Origin of the sequence: Acetobacter oryzifermentans (assembly GCF_001628715.1) — a bacterium.
Lineage (GTDB): Bacteria > Pseudomonadota > Alphaproteobacteria > Acetobacterales > Acetobacteraceae > Acetobacter > Acetobacter oryzifermentans.
The window spans coordinates 509,526-524,759 of record NZ_CP011120.1; the positions used below are offsets into that span (position 1 = coordinate 509,526).

General features: G+C 55.4%; 16 protein-coding genes. 4 read left to right on the top strand and 12 right to left on the bottom strand.

Features of this window, described 5'->3' with window-relative positions; translation table 11 throughout:
* The first annotated feature begins 59 nt into the window (after positions 1 to 59).
* A complete protein-coding gene (locus tag WG31_RS02495; protein WP_006116959.1) occupies positions 60 to 455 on the top strand; it encodes a hypothetical protein in 396 nt (131 codons plus the stop codon).
* Positions 456 to 544: 89 nt separating this feature from the next.
* Here WG31_RS02495 and WG31_RS02500 read toward each other — a convergent pair whose 3' ends face one another.
* The 6 genes from WG31_RS02500 to WG31_RS02525 form a co-directional block, all read right to left on the bottom strand.
* Positions 545 to 1,552 (bottom strand): SDR family oxidoreductase, encoded by a 1,008-nt coding sequence (locus WG31_RS02500; RefSeq protein WP_063353535.1) that lies wholly within the window; start codon positions 1,550 to 1,552, stop codon positions 545 to 547.
* 134 nt (positions 1,553 to 1,686) lie between these two features.
* Positions 1,687 to 2,265 carry a YqaA family protein gene (locus WG31_RS02505; RefSeq protein WP_006116961.1) on the bottom strand — a complete coding sequence of 193 codons (579 nt, stop codon included), beginning with the start codon at positions 2,263 to 2,265 and terminating at the stop codon, positions 1,687 to 1,689.
* Positions 2,266 to 2,278: 13 nt separating this feature from the next.
* Complete coding sequence (locus tag WG31_RS02510) at positions 2,279 to 2,488, bottom strand: hypothetical protein (RefSeq protein WP_003625103.1); 210 nt, start codon at positions 2,486 to 2,488, stop codon at positions 2,279 to 2,281.
* Positions 2,481 to 3,977: an MATE family efflux transporter gene (locus WG31_RS02515; protein ID WP_063353536.1), complete on the bottom strand. Its 1,497-nt coding sequence runs from the start codon at positions 3,975 to 3,977 to the stop codon at positions 2,481 to 2,483. The genes WG31_RS02510 and WG31_RS02515 overlap by 8 nt, the downstream gene beginning before the upstream one ends.
* Positions 3,978 to 4,123: 146 nt before the next feature.
* A complete protein-coding gene (locus tag WG31_RS02520; RefSeq protein WP_039891909.1) occupies positions 4,124 to 4,930 on the bottom strand; it encodes an ABC transporter ATP-binding protein in 807 nt (268 codons plus the stop codon).
* Positions 4,931 to 4,935: 5 nt separating this feature from the next.
* Positions 4,936 to 5,967, bottom strand: a complete 1,032-nt coding sequence (locus WG31_RS02525) for an ABC transporter permease (RefSeq protein WP_063354843.1) — start codon at positions 5,965 to 5,967, stop codon at positions 4,936 to 4,938.
* A 122-nt stretch (positions 5,968 to 6,089) separates the two neighbouring features.
* On the opposite strand from WG31_RS02525, the gene WG31_RS02530 reads away from it, so the two are divergent.
* Both WG31_RS02530 and WG31_RS02535 read left to right on the top strand, forming a co-directional pair.
* Complete coding sequence (locus tag WG31_RS02530; RefSeq protein ID WP_035362377.1) at positions 6,090 to 7,022, top strand: ribose-phosphate pyrophosphokinase; 933 nt, start codon at positions 6,090 to 6,092, stop codon at positions 7,020 to 7,022.
* 11 nt (positions 7,023 to 7,033) lie between these two features.
* The gene (locus WG31_RS02535; RefSeq protein ID WP_063353537.1) at positions 7,034 to 7,636 is read left to right on the top strand and encodes a histidine phosphatase family protein; all 603 of its coding nucleotides are present in this window, start codon (positions 7,034 to 7,036) and stop codon (positions 7,634 to 7,636) included.
* 3 nt (positions 7,637 to 7,639) lie between these two features.
* On the opposite strand, the gene WG31_RS02540 is transcribed toward WG31_RS02535, so the two are convergent.
* The 3 genes from WG31_RS02540 to WG31_RS02550 form a co-directional block, all read right to left on the bottom strand.
* Positions 7,640 to 9,088 carry a hypothetical protein gene (locus tag WG31_RS02540; protein WP_063353538.1) on the bottom strand — a complete coding sequence of 483 codons (1,449 nt, stop codon included), beginning with the start codon at positions 9,086 to 9,088 and terminating at the stop codon, positions 7,640 to 7,642.
* A gap of 142 nt (positions 9,089 to 9,230) precedes the next feature.
* Complete coding sequence (locus WG31_RS02545; RefSeq protein WP_006116970.1) at positions 9,231 to 9,650, bottom strand: hypothetical protein; 420 nt, start codon at positions 9,648 to 9,650, stop codon at positions 9,231 to 9,233.
* 195 nt (positions 9,651 to 9,845) lie between these two features.
* The gene (locus tag WG31_RS02550; protein ID WP_006116971.1) at positions 9,846 to 10,313 is read right to left on the bottom strand and encodes a hypothetical protein; all 468 of its coding nucleotides are present in this window, start codon (positions 10,311 to 10,313) and stop codon (positions 9,846 to 9,848) included.
* Between the two features lie 380 nt (positions 10,314 to 10,693).
* Between WG31_RS02550 and WG31_RS02555 the strand changes: the two genes are divergently transcribed.
* The gene (locus WG31_RS02555) at positions 10,694 to 11,230 is read left to right on the top strand and encodes a DUF1269 domain-containing protein (protein WP_063353539.1); all 537 of its coding nucleotides are present in this window, start codon (positions 10,694 to 10,696) and stop codon (positions 11,228 to 11,230) included.
* Between the two features lie 103 nt (positions 11,231 to 11,333).
* Here WG31_RS02555 and WG31_RS02560 read toward each other — a convergent pair whose 3' ends face one another.
* The 3 genes from WG31_RS02560 to WG31_RS02570 all read right to left on the bottom strand — a co-directional run bounded on the left by WG31_RS02560 (position 11,334) and on the right by WG31_RS02570 (position 15,213).
* Positions 11,334 to 11,846, bottom strand: coding sequence for a hypothetical protein (locus tag WG31_RS02560; RefSeq protein ID WP_035351023.1), 513 nt, complete (start codon positions 11,844 to 11,846; stop codon positions 11,334 to 11,336).
* Positions 11,847 to 11,975: 129 nt separating this feature from the next.
* On the bottom strand, positions 11,976 to 14,222 hold the full coding sequence (locus tag WG31_RS02565; RefSeq protein WP_063353540.1) for a TonB-dependent receptor: 2,247 nt from the start codon (positions 14,220 to 14,222) through the stop codon (positions 11,976 to 11,978).
* Positions 14,223 to 14,439: 217 nt separating this feature from the next.
* A complete protein-coding gene (locus tag WG31_RS02570) occupies positions 14,440 to 15,213 on the bottom strand; it encodes an SDR family oxidoreductase (protein ID WP_063354844.1) in 774 nt (257 codons plus the stop codon).
* Between the last annotated feature and the right edge of the window lie 21 nt (positions 15,214 to 15,234).

Below are 15,234 nucleotides of genomic sequence, written 5' to 3' on the forward strand. Positions count from 1 at the left end.
TTTTTGGTGAGCCGAAAGGGCGCAAGCCTGTTTTGGGGTAACCGAGGGTAGGAGGTTATATGTCTTCCAAGCTTGATCTGTCTCTTTCAGCAGACCACACAGAAGTACATCTTAAGGTGCTAGAGCAGGAAGATCAGCCTGCGGTAGATATTGCGCTTTCGGTAGAAGACATCACCCGGCTGATTCAGGTTTTGGGCCAGTGCCGGGAAACAATGCTGGAAGGTAAGGAGCTGCCGCCCATAGAAGGCGCTACTTTTACACCTGTTACGCGCACCAAATGGGCGCTTCAACCCGAAGCCAGCACGGATGGCTCTGTTCTGGCTTTTCAGCACCCGGCCTTTGGCCCGGTAGGGCTTGTGCTGCCACCAGCAGATGCAGACCGCCTGATGCATGGTTTGCACATGCACCAGCAAATGCGCCAGCAGCCTATTAAACCACGCGGGCGTTTGAACTGATTTCTGGCTGTTTATTCAGATGGCATCATTAAGGCCGCAAAAGTTTGCCCCGTGCAGCAGAAAAACCACACGGGGCAGAAAGCAGGCGTTCAGGATTTCCGGCAGTTACGAATATGCGCCATCAGGGCGGTAAGGCTCATGGCCGTAAGCGCACCAAAAATGCTTGCCCGCAAGCTGCTGGAAACAAAAAAGGTTAGCGGGCTGTCCACCCTGCGGGAGTGTTCATTAAACGGGCCTTGCGCCCCAAAGGAACCGGGCACGGATTTGTACAAATCATCCGGCTGCGGGCCTTCTGCCCAATCATGCTCCATCTGGGCCTTATAGCCTTTCTCGGCCAAGCGGGCTTCACGGCAGCCGGGGGCAATCATGTGCCACAGGGCGGCAAAGCTGTTGGTGGCGCCAATGGAGATAGAGCGGCTGGTGCTAAAGGCGGCACGGCAAATGGCTTCTGCCGCTACTTCGGGTTCATACACCGGGCCAACGGGTTTTAAGCGCTTGCCCGTAAGGTTGCGTGTCCAGCCATAATGGGGGGTGTTGATGGCGGGTAAATCCACCATCACCACGCGAATATTATCGGCATCGTGCCGCAGCTCTGGGCGCAGGCTTTCACAAAAACCGCGCAGGGCAGAACGTGCCCCGTTTTCTGCTGCCTGAAGCGGCATGCCGCGTAAATTGGGGGCCAGATCCAGATTGATAATAGCCCCTTGCCCGCGCCGACGCATAACGCCAAGTGCGGCCAGTGTGCCGTTTACACTGCCCAGATAGGTTACCTCTGTGGCCCGGCGGATATCATCGGCAGAAAGAGTGGAAACCTGCCCAACAACCGTGGCCCCGGCGCAGTTGGCCCAAACCGAAATGGGGCCAAGTTCTGTTTCAATACGCTCTGCCGCATCCTGCACGGCTTTGGCGTCTGAAACATCCAGCGGAATAACCAATGACCGCACAGAATGTTTGGCCAGATTTTCTGCTGTTTCTTTCAGCCGGTCTTCATTGCGGCCCAGCAGGGCAATATCAAACCCGGCGCGGCCCAGCGCACGTGCCGCCGCGCGGCCAATACCGGCGCCTGCGCCTGTAATTACAGCTATCTGGGTTGGCATCCGCGTTTTTTCTCCCGGTTATCACTCAAGCAAGATGTTTAAAATCTGGCTACCATTTTGCGCTGCAATCGGGCAGGGCACAAGCCACAGGGCAGGGGTTCTGCCCCGCGTGGGCTTTTATGCAAGGGCCAGACTTACAGATATTTCAGCGCAATAATGCCGCCTAAAAACACGATGGCAAATGCCCCGGCCACCAGCGGCAGGCGTTTTTCCAGAAAATCCTGAATAGGGGCCCCAAAGCGCCACAAAAGGCCCGCCACCAGCATAAACCGCACACCGCGCGTTACAAGGCTGGCCAGCATAAAAGGCAAAATGGCAAAATGCGCCATGCCGCTGGCAATGGTTACAAACTTGTAGGGGATAGGCGTTAGCCCCTTAAGCAGAATAATCCACACACCCCATTGGCGGAATTTTTCCTGCAAGGTCAGAAGCGTGGCCTCGGCATGGTAAAAATGCACAATCGGGCGGGCTATCGTATCCAGCAATGCCGCCCCAATCAGCCAGCCCAGCAGGCCACCGGCCACACTGGCTACCGTGCAGATGGCGGCATAAACCCATGCCTTTTGCCTATGTGCCAACACCATGGGCACCAGTAGCGTTTCTGGCGGAAGGGGGAAAAAGCTGGCTTCTGCAAAAGCCAGCGCCGCCAGCCATAAAGGCGCGTAGGGGCTGGCGGCGTGCCGCAAAACGCGGGCATACAGGCGGTTTAGCATATGGGTTTAAATACTACATTCGTTCGCGGCGCAGAACATCCTCCGCCTTGGCGTGGATGGTATCATATTCTTCCTGCGTAAGGTTCCCCCGGTGCAGCATTTCGCTGGCCCGTGCCAGCGCATCACGCGCATGGGTGGCATCGGGAATGGGGTAGCGGCGGCCGGGCAGGGCAAAGGCATCATCGGGCAGGGCGTTGCGTTCTTCAGTTGTCAGCTTAGACATGGTTGGTCTTCCTGTCTTCCTCACACAGTTCAGAGGCACTTTCCAGTTCGTCCAGTTCCGCCATGGCAGCTTCTGCGCTGGTGGTGGGAACATCGGAAACCGGTGTGCTGCTCCGCACTCCCGCTGCCAGAGGATGCTGTGCGGGAGAGACTTCTAATGTTTGTGTCACACGGAACGCCGTCAAGACTGCAAAAGAGCCAAACACTATCGCCCCCAGCGCTTGCCCGGCCTGCACGCCAAGCGGGCCAAAGCGTGCGCCCATCATTACAAACGGAATGGTGCCCAGCGTGGCCCGCCCCCAGTTAAAGGCGGTGGAATACAGCGGAAAACCAAGGTTGTTAAAGGCGGCATTCGCTACAAACAGCATGCCCACAAACAGATAACTGCCGATTGTCCATGTGCAGAACATATGGATAAGGGCCGCGGCATCGCCTTGCGCATCATACATGGCCACAACGCCGTTTTGCGCACAAAACAGGAGCAACCATGTGGCCCCAACGCTCAGAATCACCAGCTTGAGGGCTGCACGCAGGGTTTCTCGCACACGGTCGCACTGCCCGGCGCCAAGGTTCTGGCCCATAATAGGGCCAACAGATCCGGTAAGTGCAAAAACCAGCGCAAACAGCACAGGCACCGTACGCTCGATAGAGGCCTGCCCTGCAACAGCGGCCAACCCAAAGTGCGCCATGGCCTGCGTAACGTACACACCCCCAACAGGCGTGGCCAGATTGGTAAGAATGGCCGGAAAAGCCACTGTGGCCACGCGTTTGGTATCTGGCACAATTCGGTGGGCTTGTGGCATGGCCAGCATATCGTGCCGCAATGCGCCGCGCAGGCCCACTGTTGCCACCACCGCGCGTGAAAGCACTGTGCTGATAGCCGCCCCCATAAGCCCTTCATGCAGCCCAAAAATAAACAAAGGGTCCAGCACCGCAGCAACTACGGCCCCCAGCAACGTAATGTGCATGGAGCCCTTGGCATCCCCCACCACGCGCATAAGGGAGGAAGCCCCCATACCCGCACAAATAAGGGGCAAAGCGGGGCTAACGGTGCGCAGGAATGTGGTGGCGTTGGCCAAGGCATCACCCTGCGCGCCAAACAGCACCAGAATGGGGTGGGCAAAAATCATGGTGCCGATACCCAGCACCATTGCCAGCCCGATCATGACAGTAAGGGCGGAGGAGGCAATGCCCCGTGCCTCATCCGCACGGCCTGCGCCAATCTCACGCGCGGTGGCGGCACTTATGCCGATGGTTAGCCCGATGGAAACGGCAATCTGCAAGCCAATAACGGCCCCGGCAAAGCCAATGGCAGCCGTAAGGGCGGTGTTACCCAAGTGGCTGATATACACCATATTGAGCATATCCACCGCAAACACTGCCATAAGGCCAATGGCCCCGGTGCCAGCCATAACCAGCACGTGGCGCATGATGCTGCCGGTGGTAAAGCAGGCCTTGTGGCGTCCGCCAGGCGGGGAGGGCCGGTTCATTCATGCTCCGTGTGGGCTGTGCTGTGTGCGCGGGCCGAGATGGGTGTTGAGTATGTCATGACTTGCGCCCCCTGCGAACAGGGAGAACACGGAACATCTGCCCTGAAAGGCGTGCAAGCCCGAATAACGGGCTGCAAGAACCGCGTTTAGAGGGTGGGCGGCGTTTCTTCGGGCTTTTCTGCGTCTGCCTTACGTTCCAGCGGGCGGCCTAAATACGCTTCCAGCACCTGCTCTGTGGGGCCATCCATACGTACCTGCCCCTGATCCAGCCAGATCAGGCGGTTGCACCAATCGGCCATTACATCCGCCATATGGCTGGAGAGCACCAGAATATCGGCGCGGGAGACAAGGTTTTCAAGCCGGGCACGGGCACGGTTACGGAAGGAGGCATCCCCCGCCATAAACCATTCATCCATCAGCAACACATCGGGCATGATAGCCGTGGCCAAGCCAAAGGAAAGGCGCACCATCATGCCCGAACTGTAGGTGTTTACGGGCAGATCCATAAAAGCGCCAAGGCTGGCAAAGTTTTCTACATCGACCTCAACCTGCGCGGTCTGCTCCTTGCTGAGGCCAGAGAACATGCCGCGCAGGCGAATGTTCTCCCGCCCGGTTAGGTCCATGTTCATGCCCAGTTCGGGGTCTAGCAGTGTGCCAATGCTGCCGCGCACCGTAACACTGCCGCCTACGGGTTCATAAATACCGGCCAGCGCGCGCAACAGCGTGGTTTTGCCCGCCCCGTTGCCACCTACAAGGCCCAGCCTGTCCCCCGGTTGCAGGGTAAAGCTTACACCTTTAAGCGCCTGCACCACCACGCGGTCTCGGTTATCGTGCATGAAGCGGGTGTTGAGCGTACGGCCCAGTGTTTTGCTGAGCGATTTGCGCAAGCTGCGGGCATTGCCATGATACAGCGGAAAGGTGATTTGCAGGTTTTCAACCGCAATATCCGTCATGCGCCTTACACCCAGTATGCCAGCCGTGTGCGCATGCGGGCGAACAGGCAGAAGGTTGCAACAATCAGCACGGCAGACCACCCAAGGGCCGCAGGCCATACGGCGGTTTGCATGACATCCCCGGTAAAGGGCGCGCGCAAAATTTCAATTAACGGAAAGAAGGGGTCTAGCAGCAGCCAGGCTTGCCCGGTTGTCATCAACTGCGGAGACCACAAAATGGGTGTTACAAAGAACATCACCTGTGTCAGACTGGCGATAATGGGGGGCACATCCCTAAACCGCGCGCCCAGAATACCCAGCAGCAGCACGGCAAAAAAGCAGTCCACCAACCACAGGCCTGTGGCGGGCAGCAGAGTCCATGTCCATTTGGGTGCAACGTGAAACCACAAGAACACCCCGGCCACTACGGGTACGTTATGCGCAAATACCAGAATGTTGCGCACCGCCACGCGCAGCACATGCAGGGAATACGGCATGCGGGCAGCATGGATAAGCCGCGCGGCCCCTGTAAAAGTGCCGCACCCTTCCTGCATGGTGCCGCCTACAAAGCCCCATAACACCAAGGAAAGGGTAAGGAAGGGCAGGTAGGTGTGCACATCTGTGTTGAGCAGATACGCATACAGCACGCCCATGGCCGCTACCATAATGGCCGTGGTGGCCGTAAGCCAGAACGGCCCCAGAATGGAGCCACGATACCGCAGCCGAATATCCAGCCAAGCCAGTGTAAGCCCCAGCCGGGCATGGCGGAAGCCGCGCGCAAAATCTTGGGCGGCATGCACAAAGTAGGAAAAACCCCGTTCTGGCACCAAATGCAGCACGGGTTGGCCCTCTGGCTGGGGGGCGTGCTGCGGCGCAGCCGAAAGAGGGGGCTGTTTTTTTGCGGCGCGTTCTTCCTGCGTATCCGGCAAGGTGGGCGTGCTGTTCATGGTGTTTAACGCGATAGAGAACCCAGCCTGTTTGTGCAAGGTTGGCTTGCTTTTTATGCTGCCATTATGGCCTGCCATATAAGCCCGTGCAGCACTAGGGGAGCGCGCCATTTGCGCAACGATTGGCAGGAAAACACTCCGCAGAGATGACAACAGGCCCCGTGGTTGCTACACCCGGCCCGCCGGAGAGCCCTTTTTTCGTTCCACACCTAAGGCCGGGAACCGTCCTTGTCATGAAAATCGTCGCCTGTAACAGCAACCTCCCACTTGCCGAAGCCGTTGCCGCGGAGCTGAACCTCCCCCTCTGCAACGCCACCGTGCGCCGCTTTGCGGACATGGAGGTGTTTGTAGAAATCCACGAAAATGTACGTGGTGAGGACGTGTTCGTTATCCAGAGCACCTGCACCCCCACAAATGATAACCTGATGGAACTGCTGATTATGCTGGATGCGCTGCGCCGTGGTTCGGCCAAGCGTATTACCGCTGTCATGCCCTATTTTGGTTATGCCCGGCAGGATCGTAAATCCGGCCCGCGCACGCCTATCAGCGCCAAGCTGGTGGCGAATCTGCTGGTGGAAGCCGGTGCCAGCCGTGTGCTGACACTGGATCTGCACGCCATGCAAATTCAGGGTTTCTTTGATATTCCGGTGGATAATCTGTACGCAGCCCCGCTGTTTGTGCGCGACATTCGCTCCCACTATGGGGACCGCGATCTGATGATTGTCTCCCCCGATGTGGGGGGCGTGGTGCGTGCCCGCCAGTTGGCCCAGCGCCTGAACACGGATCTGGCCATTATTGACAAGCGGCGTGAACGCGCAGGCGTTTCCGAAGTGATGAACGTAATTGGGGACGTGCGTGGCCGCCATTGCCTGCTGGTGGACGATATTGTGGATAGCGGTGGCTCATTGTGCAACGCAGCCCGTGCCATTGCCAACCAAGGCGCCGCATCTGTGGGCGCATACGTCACCCACGGTGTGCTGACAGGGCAGGCCGTGGAACGCGTTGCCGATTCGCCTATCGAAATGCTGACGCTAACAGACAGCATTCGCGCTACGGAGCAGGTTATGGCTGCACGCAATATTCGCCAGATCACCATTTCTGGTCTGTTGGCGCGCGCCATTCATGCTGTGGCGGATGAAAGCTCCGTTTCCTCCCTGTTCGATTGATCCGAGGCCCCATGAGCACGCTTCTCCCCCGCCCATACTGGTATTTGCGCCACGGCCAGACAGACTGGAACCGGGCTGGCCTTTCTCAGGGGCGCACGGATGTGCCCTTGAATGAAACCGGCATTGACCAAGCTGTGGCGGCGGGAAAGCTGCTTGAGGTTGCCTTGCGTGCAGCAGGGCAAAATGGGGTTACGCGCATTGTGTGCTCTCCGCTGGAGCGTGCTTTGCGTACAGCTACGATTGTGCGAGATGCCCTTATTACCCACGGCCTGCCTGCTTTGCCGCTGGATGTGGATGCGGGGCTGGAGGAAGTCTGCTTTGGTGAGCAGGAAGGCCAGCCGATTGGGGATTGGTATGATAGCTGGATTGCCGGTGAATACACGCCACCGGGGGCAGAAACATTTGCTGCCCTAAAACAACGTGCCGCAGATGCTGTAAACCGCGCCACACAGGCCCCCGGTCGGCCCCTGATTGTGGCACATGGGGCGCTGTTTCGTGCTTTGCGTGCGGCCATGTTTCTGCCCGCCAATGTGCGCCTGCCCAACGCTATTCCGCTTAGCTTGGAGCCAGAAGCAGAGAACCGTTGGAAGTTGCAGGAGCTGGCAGACGCGTAAGCGTTAGTTCCGGATTTTGTAGAGTTCAAACGAAAGATCAGACGCGTCTATTTTGTGGCGTGTCTTTTTATGTACTGTGCGCACGGCATACACCTGCTGATAATGGCTTTGTAAAACAGCGCATACAGGCTGTTCTATGGCGCCAGTCTGGCACCCGGCATAAGGCAGCATAACAAAAGCAGGGCGCTGTGCCAGATCATCCAGATAATGCTGTGTGGTCTGTTTTTTAAAAATGATGTCTATGTGATCCCGAAACAGGTAACGGTCTGCGCTTATCAGGTTTGCCATGTAATAATGGGCGTGATGGGCACGAATATTCAGTACCTTTTGCCCGGCAGCCATATTGGCAACTTTGGCGTAATCTATTTTTTCTAAATTTTGGTGCAGCGTCAGGTTTACCTGTATTTCCTGCCCGCCGGAAAAAAGCGTAAGTGCACAGGCGGGTGCCAGTGCACCTATTGGCAAGGCCTCTTTCTGTTGTGCCAATAGCACCAGCATGATGCTAACAGGCGCAAACCACAGCCCGGAATAATGGCTGAACGGATGCCCGGAAAGAAGGGCCGCAGGCACAGAAGATACAAACCACAGCGTAAGCAGCGTGGTATCTGGTGTAGGGGCTGTTTTAAGGATAGATTTCTGCCCGAACCATTTGATGAGAATGGGCGAAAAAACAGCCAGATAAGCTGCAAGCAGCAGAACAGCCTTGATGCGTTTTGAAAGCTTGGCGCTGTAAGAATGTAAAAAAGTATGTTGCAGGGTAAAGTAATCTGCCAGCGCATGGTGCCCCTGCACCAGATAAGGCGAGAATAAAACCACCAATCCACCGCATGTGCCAAGGGCGAACAAAACCACGTTGAAAAGAGGGCGTGTGTTTGTCAGCAACAGGAAGCACACAGGCAAAAACAGGCAAATGCCTTCCAGATAGTTGATGTTAACCGTAAGGCCAAACGTAGCCCCAGCAGCCATAAGCAGCAGGGCGCGGTTTGTCTGCTGTGTGGTTGCAAATGTGCCTTTGCGGGTAAGCCAGATAACAGCCAGTTCTGTTGTTATCAGAAGTGTTTCTGTGTTTCCGGCCAGCAGTTCAAACGGCGCACCCAGCAACACCAGCGCAGCAAAAACCCATAACCAGCGTGTGTGCCAGATACTGCGTGCCATAGCAGCAAATGCGGCAAGGGAAAGGAGAGCCAGAACCGTAAATTTGCCAACAGGCAACGGGGCAGTAAGTGCATCCCACACGCCGTAAAGCACATAAACGCCTACAGGTTTGTGATCGAACACATATTGGTACGGTAGCATATGCTCTTGCAGCATGCCGCGGCCAATAAGTGCGTAAAATGTTGTATCAGCCGTGGAAAAAGGCAGTATCAGATAAGAAAAAATATAAAAAATACTGCATAAAGAAATAATAAAAACGAATATCTTATTTCTTAAAATATTTTGTAGCTCAGACATTATCCTTCTCCTGCTTGAAGGTCTGGATATTCATGCAGGGAAAAGGAAGTAAAGGGTAAATAAGTTAAATAATTTTCTAAAAAGCATGGCAGAACAGCCAGTTGGCGTTTCCGCCATGCTTATTTTATCGGTGTTGAATACATCATACGGCAGACGTGTGTTCCTGCGGGGAAATGCGGCTTCTTTGCGGGAACAGGGCCGGATCATGCAGGGCACGCAGGCGCACGCAACGGGGCAGAAGCCTGCGGATAATGTGCATGGTTGCGGTATCGGAAAGCCCTGTCTGTTCAGAAAACCAGTCCAGTTCTTCCTGTAGGAAAAAGCCGCGCACTTCTGCCTCAGATGCTGGTGGGCTGTGGGGGGCGGTCTGCCAACGGCGGATGGTGGAAAGCATGCCCATGGCTTCTGCCCGCTGTTCCAGCTTGCTGGGCTGATCCGGCGTGGGAACAGGGCCAAGAACTTCGTTTAAAGCGCTTAACAGGCCGGATTTGTTAAACCACGCGGCTGTTACAAAATCTCCCACGCTCGAAATGGCGTTGGAGACGGAGTTCAGGAATGTCATGAAAACCTCCCGTATTTACAAAAGGGGTGCATACTGCCAACGGCGCGCAGGTTGAGAGAGTTTCCATGTGCTGAAAAAATAAAAACCGCCCCTGAACCAAGGGCGGTTTTTTACAAACAGAGCATCTGCCACAGCCAGCGGCCTTAAGCTATGTGGTGCGGCAATGCCGGGCGGGAGTAACCGCCTTTTTCTGTATTAGTCCTGCAATGGCAACATAAAGGTGCCATCATCCAGCTGGATACCACGCTGGGCGGCGTGGGCGCAGGTTGCGGTGCGGATGTCTTTGTCATCCACCGTGTTCAGGTCAATCATCTGGCCGGGGCCAACCATCAGCTGCCCTGCACCACCAGCGGGGTATGCGGCATCGTTTTTCACATCGCTGCGTTTTGCAAGGGAGCGGCCAAGAGAGCGCACCGTTGTATCATCATCAATGTTGTGGGCGTAACAGTAGTACATCAGCCCGGCAATATTGCCGACAGATGCGTTATCTACCGTGGGGCCGGGGCCAACTGGTGCTTCTGGCACAGAAGCCACGCCAACATTGGCAGCATGGGCAGGTGCAACCCCGGCAGCCAAAGCCAGGCCACATACGGCAGCAAGGGCCGCTTTGCGCAGTGTGTTCATGGGTGAACCTCCTTTGTGAACAAGTTTGATGGGGCTCACTATCGAACCGGCCCGGATATGCGGCAAGAGCCTTGGTTGCCGGTCTGTTATGCAGAAAATATTGGTTTGTTATCAAAAATCCTGCATGATTTGTGAAGTTTCGTGATCTAATCGGACAATAATAGTCCACATTATCACATGGATGTGAGTGTATGGATGCTATGCCTGTATTGGCAGGGGTGCGCACGGTTATTCAGGCTTCTTATACGAATACTCTATAATGATCTTTCTGTATTTTTCTTACACCTGCGCAATCTTGCCTACTGGCATGTGTGTGCTGGGCTTCCTATATCCAAGATCGAATACATACTGAACGTACACGCTGTTTGCCGCTGTGCGGGCCAGATGGCGTAAAGATGTAAAGCAGGGAGCCGATTTGAATGTCTGATCTGATTGTTCTGGGTTTTGACCACGTTGATGATGCCACCAAGGTGCTGACAGAATGCCGCGCCTTGCAGAAGGAATACCTGCTGGATCTGGAAGATGCCGTAGTTGTTACGCGGGATGCACAGGGTAAGGTACACCTGCACCAGAGCGTAAACCTTGAAAAAGCTGGGGCTTCCTGGGGTCTGCTTTCTGGTGGTTTCTGGGGGGCGCTGGTGGGCCTTTTGTGCCTGAACCCGCTGGCTGGCTTCCTGATCGGGAGTGCCGTAGGGGCCGGTGCTGGCGCGTTGTCTGGCAAGTTCTCTGATTACGGGATTGATGATGGCTTCATCAAACAGTTAAGCGATACCATCCCACCCAACACCTCTGCTCTGTTTATTCTGGTGCGTAAGTCTCAGCCGGAAAAGGTTCTGGCCGATCTCAGCCAGTTCAAGGGCCATGCCCGTATCCTGCAAACCTCTCTTTCCCCAGAAGCAGAAGAAAAACTCAAGGCTGCCTTGGGTCAGGTTGCTGCGGCGCAAGCCAAGGCCTGAGCCATCTTTTAGGTATCAGCCTGCACTGTGTGCATAAAAAACCCCCGGTGGCAGAAGCACACCGGGGGTTTTTTAGTATTTTAACGCACAGAACGAAAAAAGTTCACAGCCGTTTGCCCATTTCTTGCCGTAGGGTGTTGCAGCGCTGGGTATATTTTGCGGCCCGTGTGGCGGTAATCCAGTTGATAATAAATGCCGCTGCCAATGAGAGGAACGAGGCCGCAGTGAGCAACTGGCCTGTCAGATAGATTTTCTCATCATAATGCAGGGCGGAATACCACAGCAAAATCAGGCTCAGCACAGCACCAATAAAGCCAGAAGCACCCGTAAGCCGCATAAGGGAATCTTCCACCAGTTCAAAGGCGGCGGTCTCACGCCATAGGTCAAACAGGCGGCGGTCAATGTCTCCCACGTTTTCGGCGTGGTCTGCCTTTTCGGCTTCTGTGCGCTTGTGGGGGTTTTTGCGGTGGATCTCCAGCTCCTGCCGGGCCTTGGCAAAAACCTTTCGCCGTTCCTGAATGGCGGGCAGGCTGATATCCACAAAACTTAAAATGGCAACATTCAACCCGGCGGAAAGCTGAACAATGGCCTGAAAGTTGCCCCATGTCATATCCATTGGTCTGGCTCCTCCACGGGCTGGATATCCTCGTATTGGAGCCGTTTTCTGGGGCAAAATGCTGGTAAAATCAATCCACGCCAGTGTGGGGGCTGTGGCGCGTGGGCAGCGCCACAGCCGGTAACGCGGTTAAAAACCTTGGGAAATCCCGCCCAGAATGGTGCGGCGCAGCCCATATTGCGGGGCCCCCACGCCAATGCCGGAGCCATCGCGCAGCTTGTAGGTGTGATCCCCCAGATTGATCACATCTATGCGGAACTGCGTATCCCCCGGCCATGCGCTGCCGAATGTATGGTGTATGGTTTCCACGGCAGAGAAGTTAACGGTGGCGTAGGGTGTAAGGGCCACCCCGTTGGGCACAAGGCCATCGGCCCGCAGCCCGCTGCCATATACCATGGTGGCAGATAGCCGCAGCGGAAAGCGCGTTTTATGGAAGAAGGAATAGGCCGCCCCGGCAGAGGCCGTCCAACGCTGATCGTGGTCCAGATGGACCCAGCGGTGCTGAATGTAGGCCAGATCATCCGGTTCCATATTAAACTGTGCGCTGGTGATATCCTTACCAATGGCGCGAGACCACGCAAAGTTGCCATAGAGTGAAAGCGGGCCATGATCGTAAGAGGTGCTGACCTCATACCCATTCACCTGCCCCCGGCGATAGTTAAAGCCACTTAGGATAATTGGGGCGCCAAACTGGCCTTCATCAATCAGGTTATGAGCCAGCTTGTAATAGGCATCGAACGAGACACGCCAGCCCGGCAGAATGGTTTGCTCAATACCGGCATCAAAGTAATGGTCGCGCTCGGCCCGCACTTTGTTGTTCTGGTAAACAGAGGGCGCGGCACTGGTGCCCGCAAATTTGTAAAGCGAGGAAGAACTTACAACTTCAAACGGCGGAGGCGTGAAGTAGCGTGAATATCCGGCATGGATCACCCCGCCTTTCCATGGCTTCCACACAATGTTGATACGTGGGCTAAGCTGTTTTTCTGCCGTGTATTCGCTCACACCATCAAAGCGCAGGCCGTAATTGATGGTCAGGTTGCTGAGTGGGCGCCACTCATCCTGCGCATATAGGCCGTAAACCGTACCAGTTTTACCGCTGCCATCGTAAATGCTGAGCGGGGTTGTGCCAAAGGTGGCGTTGCCATCTGCATCCTCACCATCCTGCGCAAACACGCGGGAGAGGGATTTAGAGGTATTGCGTTCCACAAAAAGCTGAAAGCCAAAGCGCACGGTGTGATCTTTGGCAGCACGCCATGTCACATCATGCTGTGTGCCCATGGAAAAAACAGAGCGCGCGGCTTGCTGGGCAATGCCGTTATACACCAGATCCCCCAGCCAGTCGGGAGAATAGCGCAGGCTGCTATAGCGGGAGAACACAGAGCTTTGCAGGCTGAAGTCTCCCATCTCTTTCTGCAATGCCAGAATGGCAAAATCTGTAATCTGTTTTTGGTGCTCATCCAAATGCGCACTGTCCACGCTGCCGTTCAACTGCTGCGCCAGATTGCTGCCAGAGTAGGCAGGCATGGCAAACTGGGTTTGCTGGCCGGGGTTGTTGGGCAGTTGGTATTCTGCGTTGGAAACACCGGCAATAAAGCTGATACGCGTGTTTTCATCCGCCGTGTAACGCAGGTGGCCCAAAAAGTGATATTGCTCGCTTAAATCATGAATGGCGTTGAAGGATGACGTTGTGTTTTCAATGCCCGTGCGGTCATGCACATAATCTGCCGTGGCAAAGAAATCCCACTTCCCTTTATGAAAACCATATTGCAGGGAAGGGAAAAAATAATCTCGCGCCCCGCCGTAAAGTGAGAGATTGCCGCCAGAATTGGTGGTGCCGTTCTTGGTGTTGATATCCACCACAGCCGCCTGCAAAAACCCAAACTGGCTGGGCAGCGCACCGGTGGTGAGGGACATGTTATCGGCAAAGCGCGTCATCAACGCCTGCCCGAACACACTCAGCCCCTCCGGTAATTGCACGCCATCCAAACGGAATTGCACCTCGTTATGGTCTCCACGCACATGGATCTGGCCATAACTGTCCTGCGCTACGCCGGGGGCTTGCAAAAGCACTTGGTTAAGCGGTGCGTTATCGGCCCCCGGAATGGTTTCCAGCGCCTGTCGGCTGAACTTGTGCACAGTGGCCCCGGTGGAGGGCGAAAGCTCTGAACGCATGCGGTCCAGATGCGCGGTAACAATTACCTGTTCGGCATCGTTCTTGTCATGCGCAATTACTTTTACGCTTTGCGGTTTTGTTTCAGAGGGCTTCTGCTGCTTTGTTTCTGTTGTAGACGTTGTGGTTTCAGCCAGGGCTATGCTGCTGCCCAGAGCAGTTAAAACAGTGGAGCAGAGAAGAAGAGCGGCTGATCGAACCATCATGCTGTGTGCTGCCTTGGTTGAGTGTGGCGGAGGGCGCAGCATGTATTATGTAATAGTATAACATTACAATAGGAATGAGCCGTGTGCGTGCAGCTTTCTGTGGGCTGTTGCACGCGCGCAACAGCTTTGCACACAGAGCAAGGCACAAAAAAAGAGGCCACATGCAACACGTGGCCTCCTTGCGCATACCGTTGTGCCTACGGGCACAAGGCAGATGTTATTTTGTGGTGTAACCGCCGTTTACCAGAATGGTCTGGCCCGTCATCCACCAGCCTTCAGAAACAATAAAGCGCACATACGGGGCAATATCTTCAATATCTGTCAGGCCCGTTTTGCTGAAGGGAGAAAGCGCTGCTGCCGTTTTGTGGTAAGCCACGGCATCTGCACTTTCCTGCCCGTAAAAGAACGGTGTATCCATGGGGCCGGGGCCAATGGCGTTAACAGAAATGCCACGCGCGCCATATTCCTTGGAGGCCGCACGGGTAAAGTGTTCTACCGCAGCCTTGGAACCCGCATAGGTGGAATAAAACGGCGTGTAAGCCCCCAGCAGAGATGTGACGAGTGTGAGCAGCTTACCGTTATCTGCCAGATGGTTCCCAGCTTCACGGATAAACTGATACGCCACCTTGGTGTTGATGGCGAACATGGAATCAAATTCTTCATCCGTGGTATCTGCAATCGGCTTTTTTAGCACCTTGCCCACGGTGTTAATGGCAATATCTGGCGCGCCAAAAGCGGCTTTGGTATCTGCAAACAGTTTGGCAACAGCACCTGGCTGCGTAAGGTCTGCCTGAAAAGCTGCGGCCTGTGCGCCTGCGGCTTTTACCGCAGCCACCGTGGCATCTGCTTCTGCCTTGCTGGCTGCACTGTGGTAATGGATGGCAATGGCTTTTGCGCCATGTTCCGCCAGATCCCGCGCAATCAGCCCGCCCAGATTTTTGGCCCCACCGGCTATTAGAACAGTTTTGCCTTTAATGCTGTGATCTACCATGTTGGCTGCTCCCTTGCATGA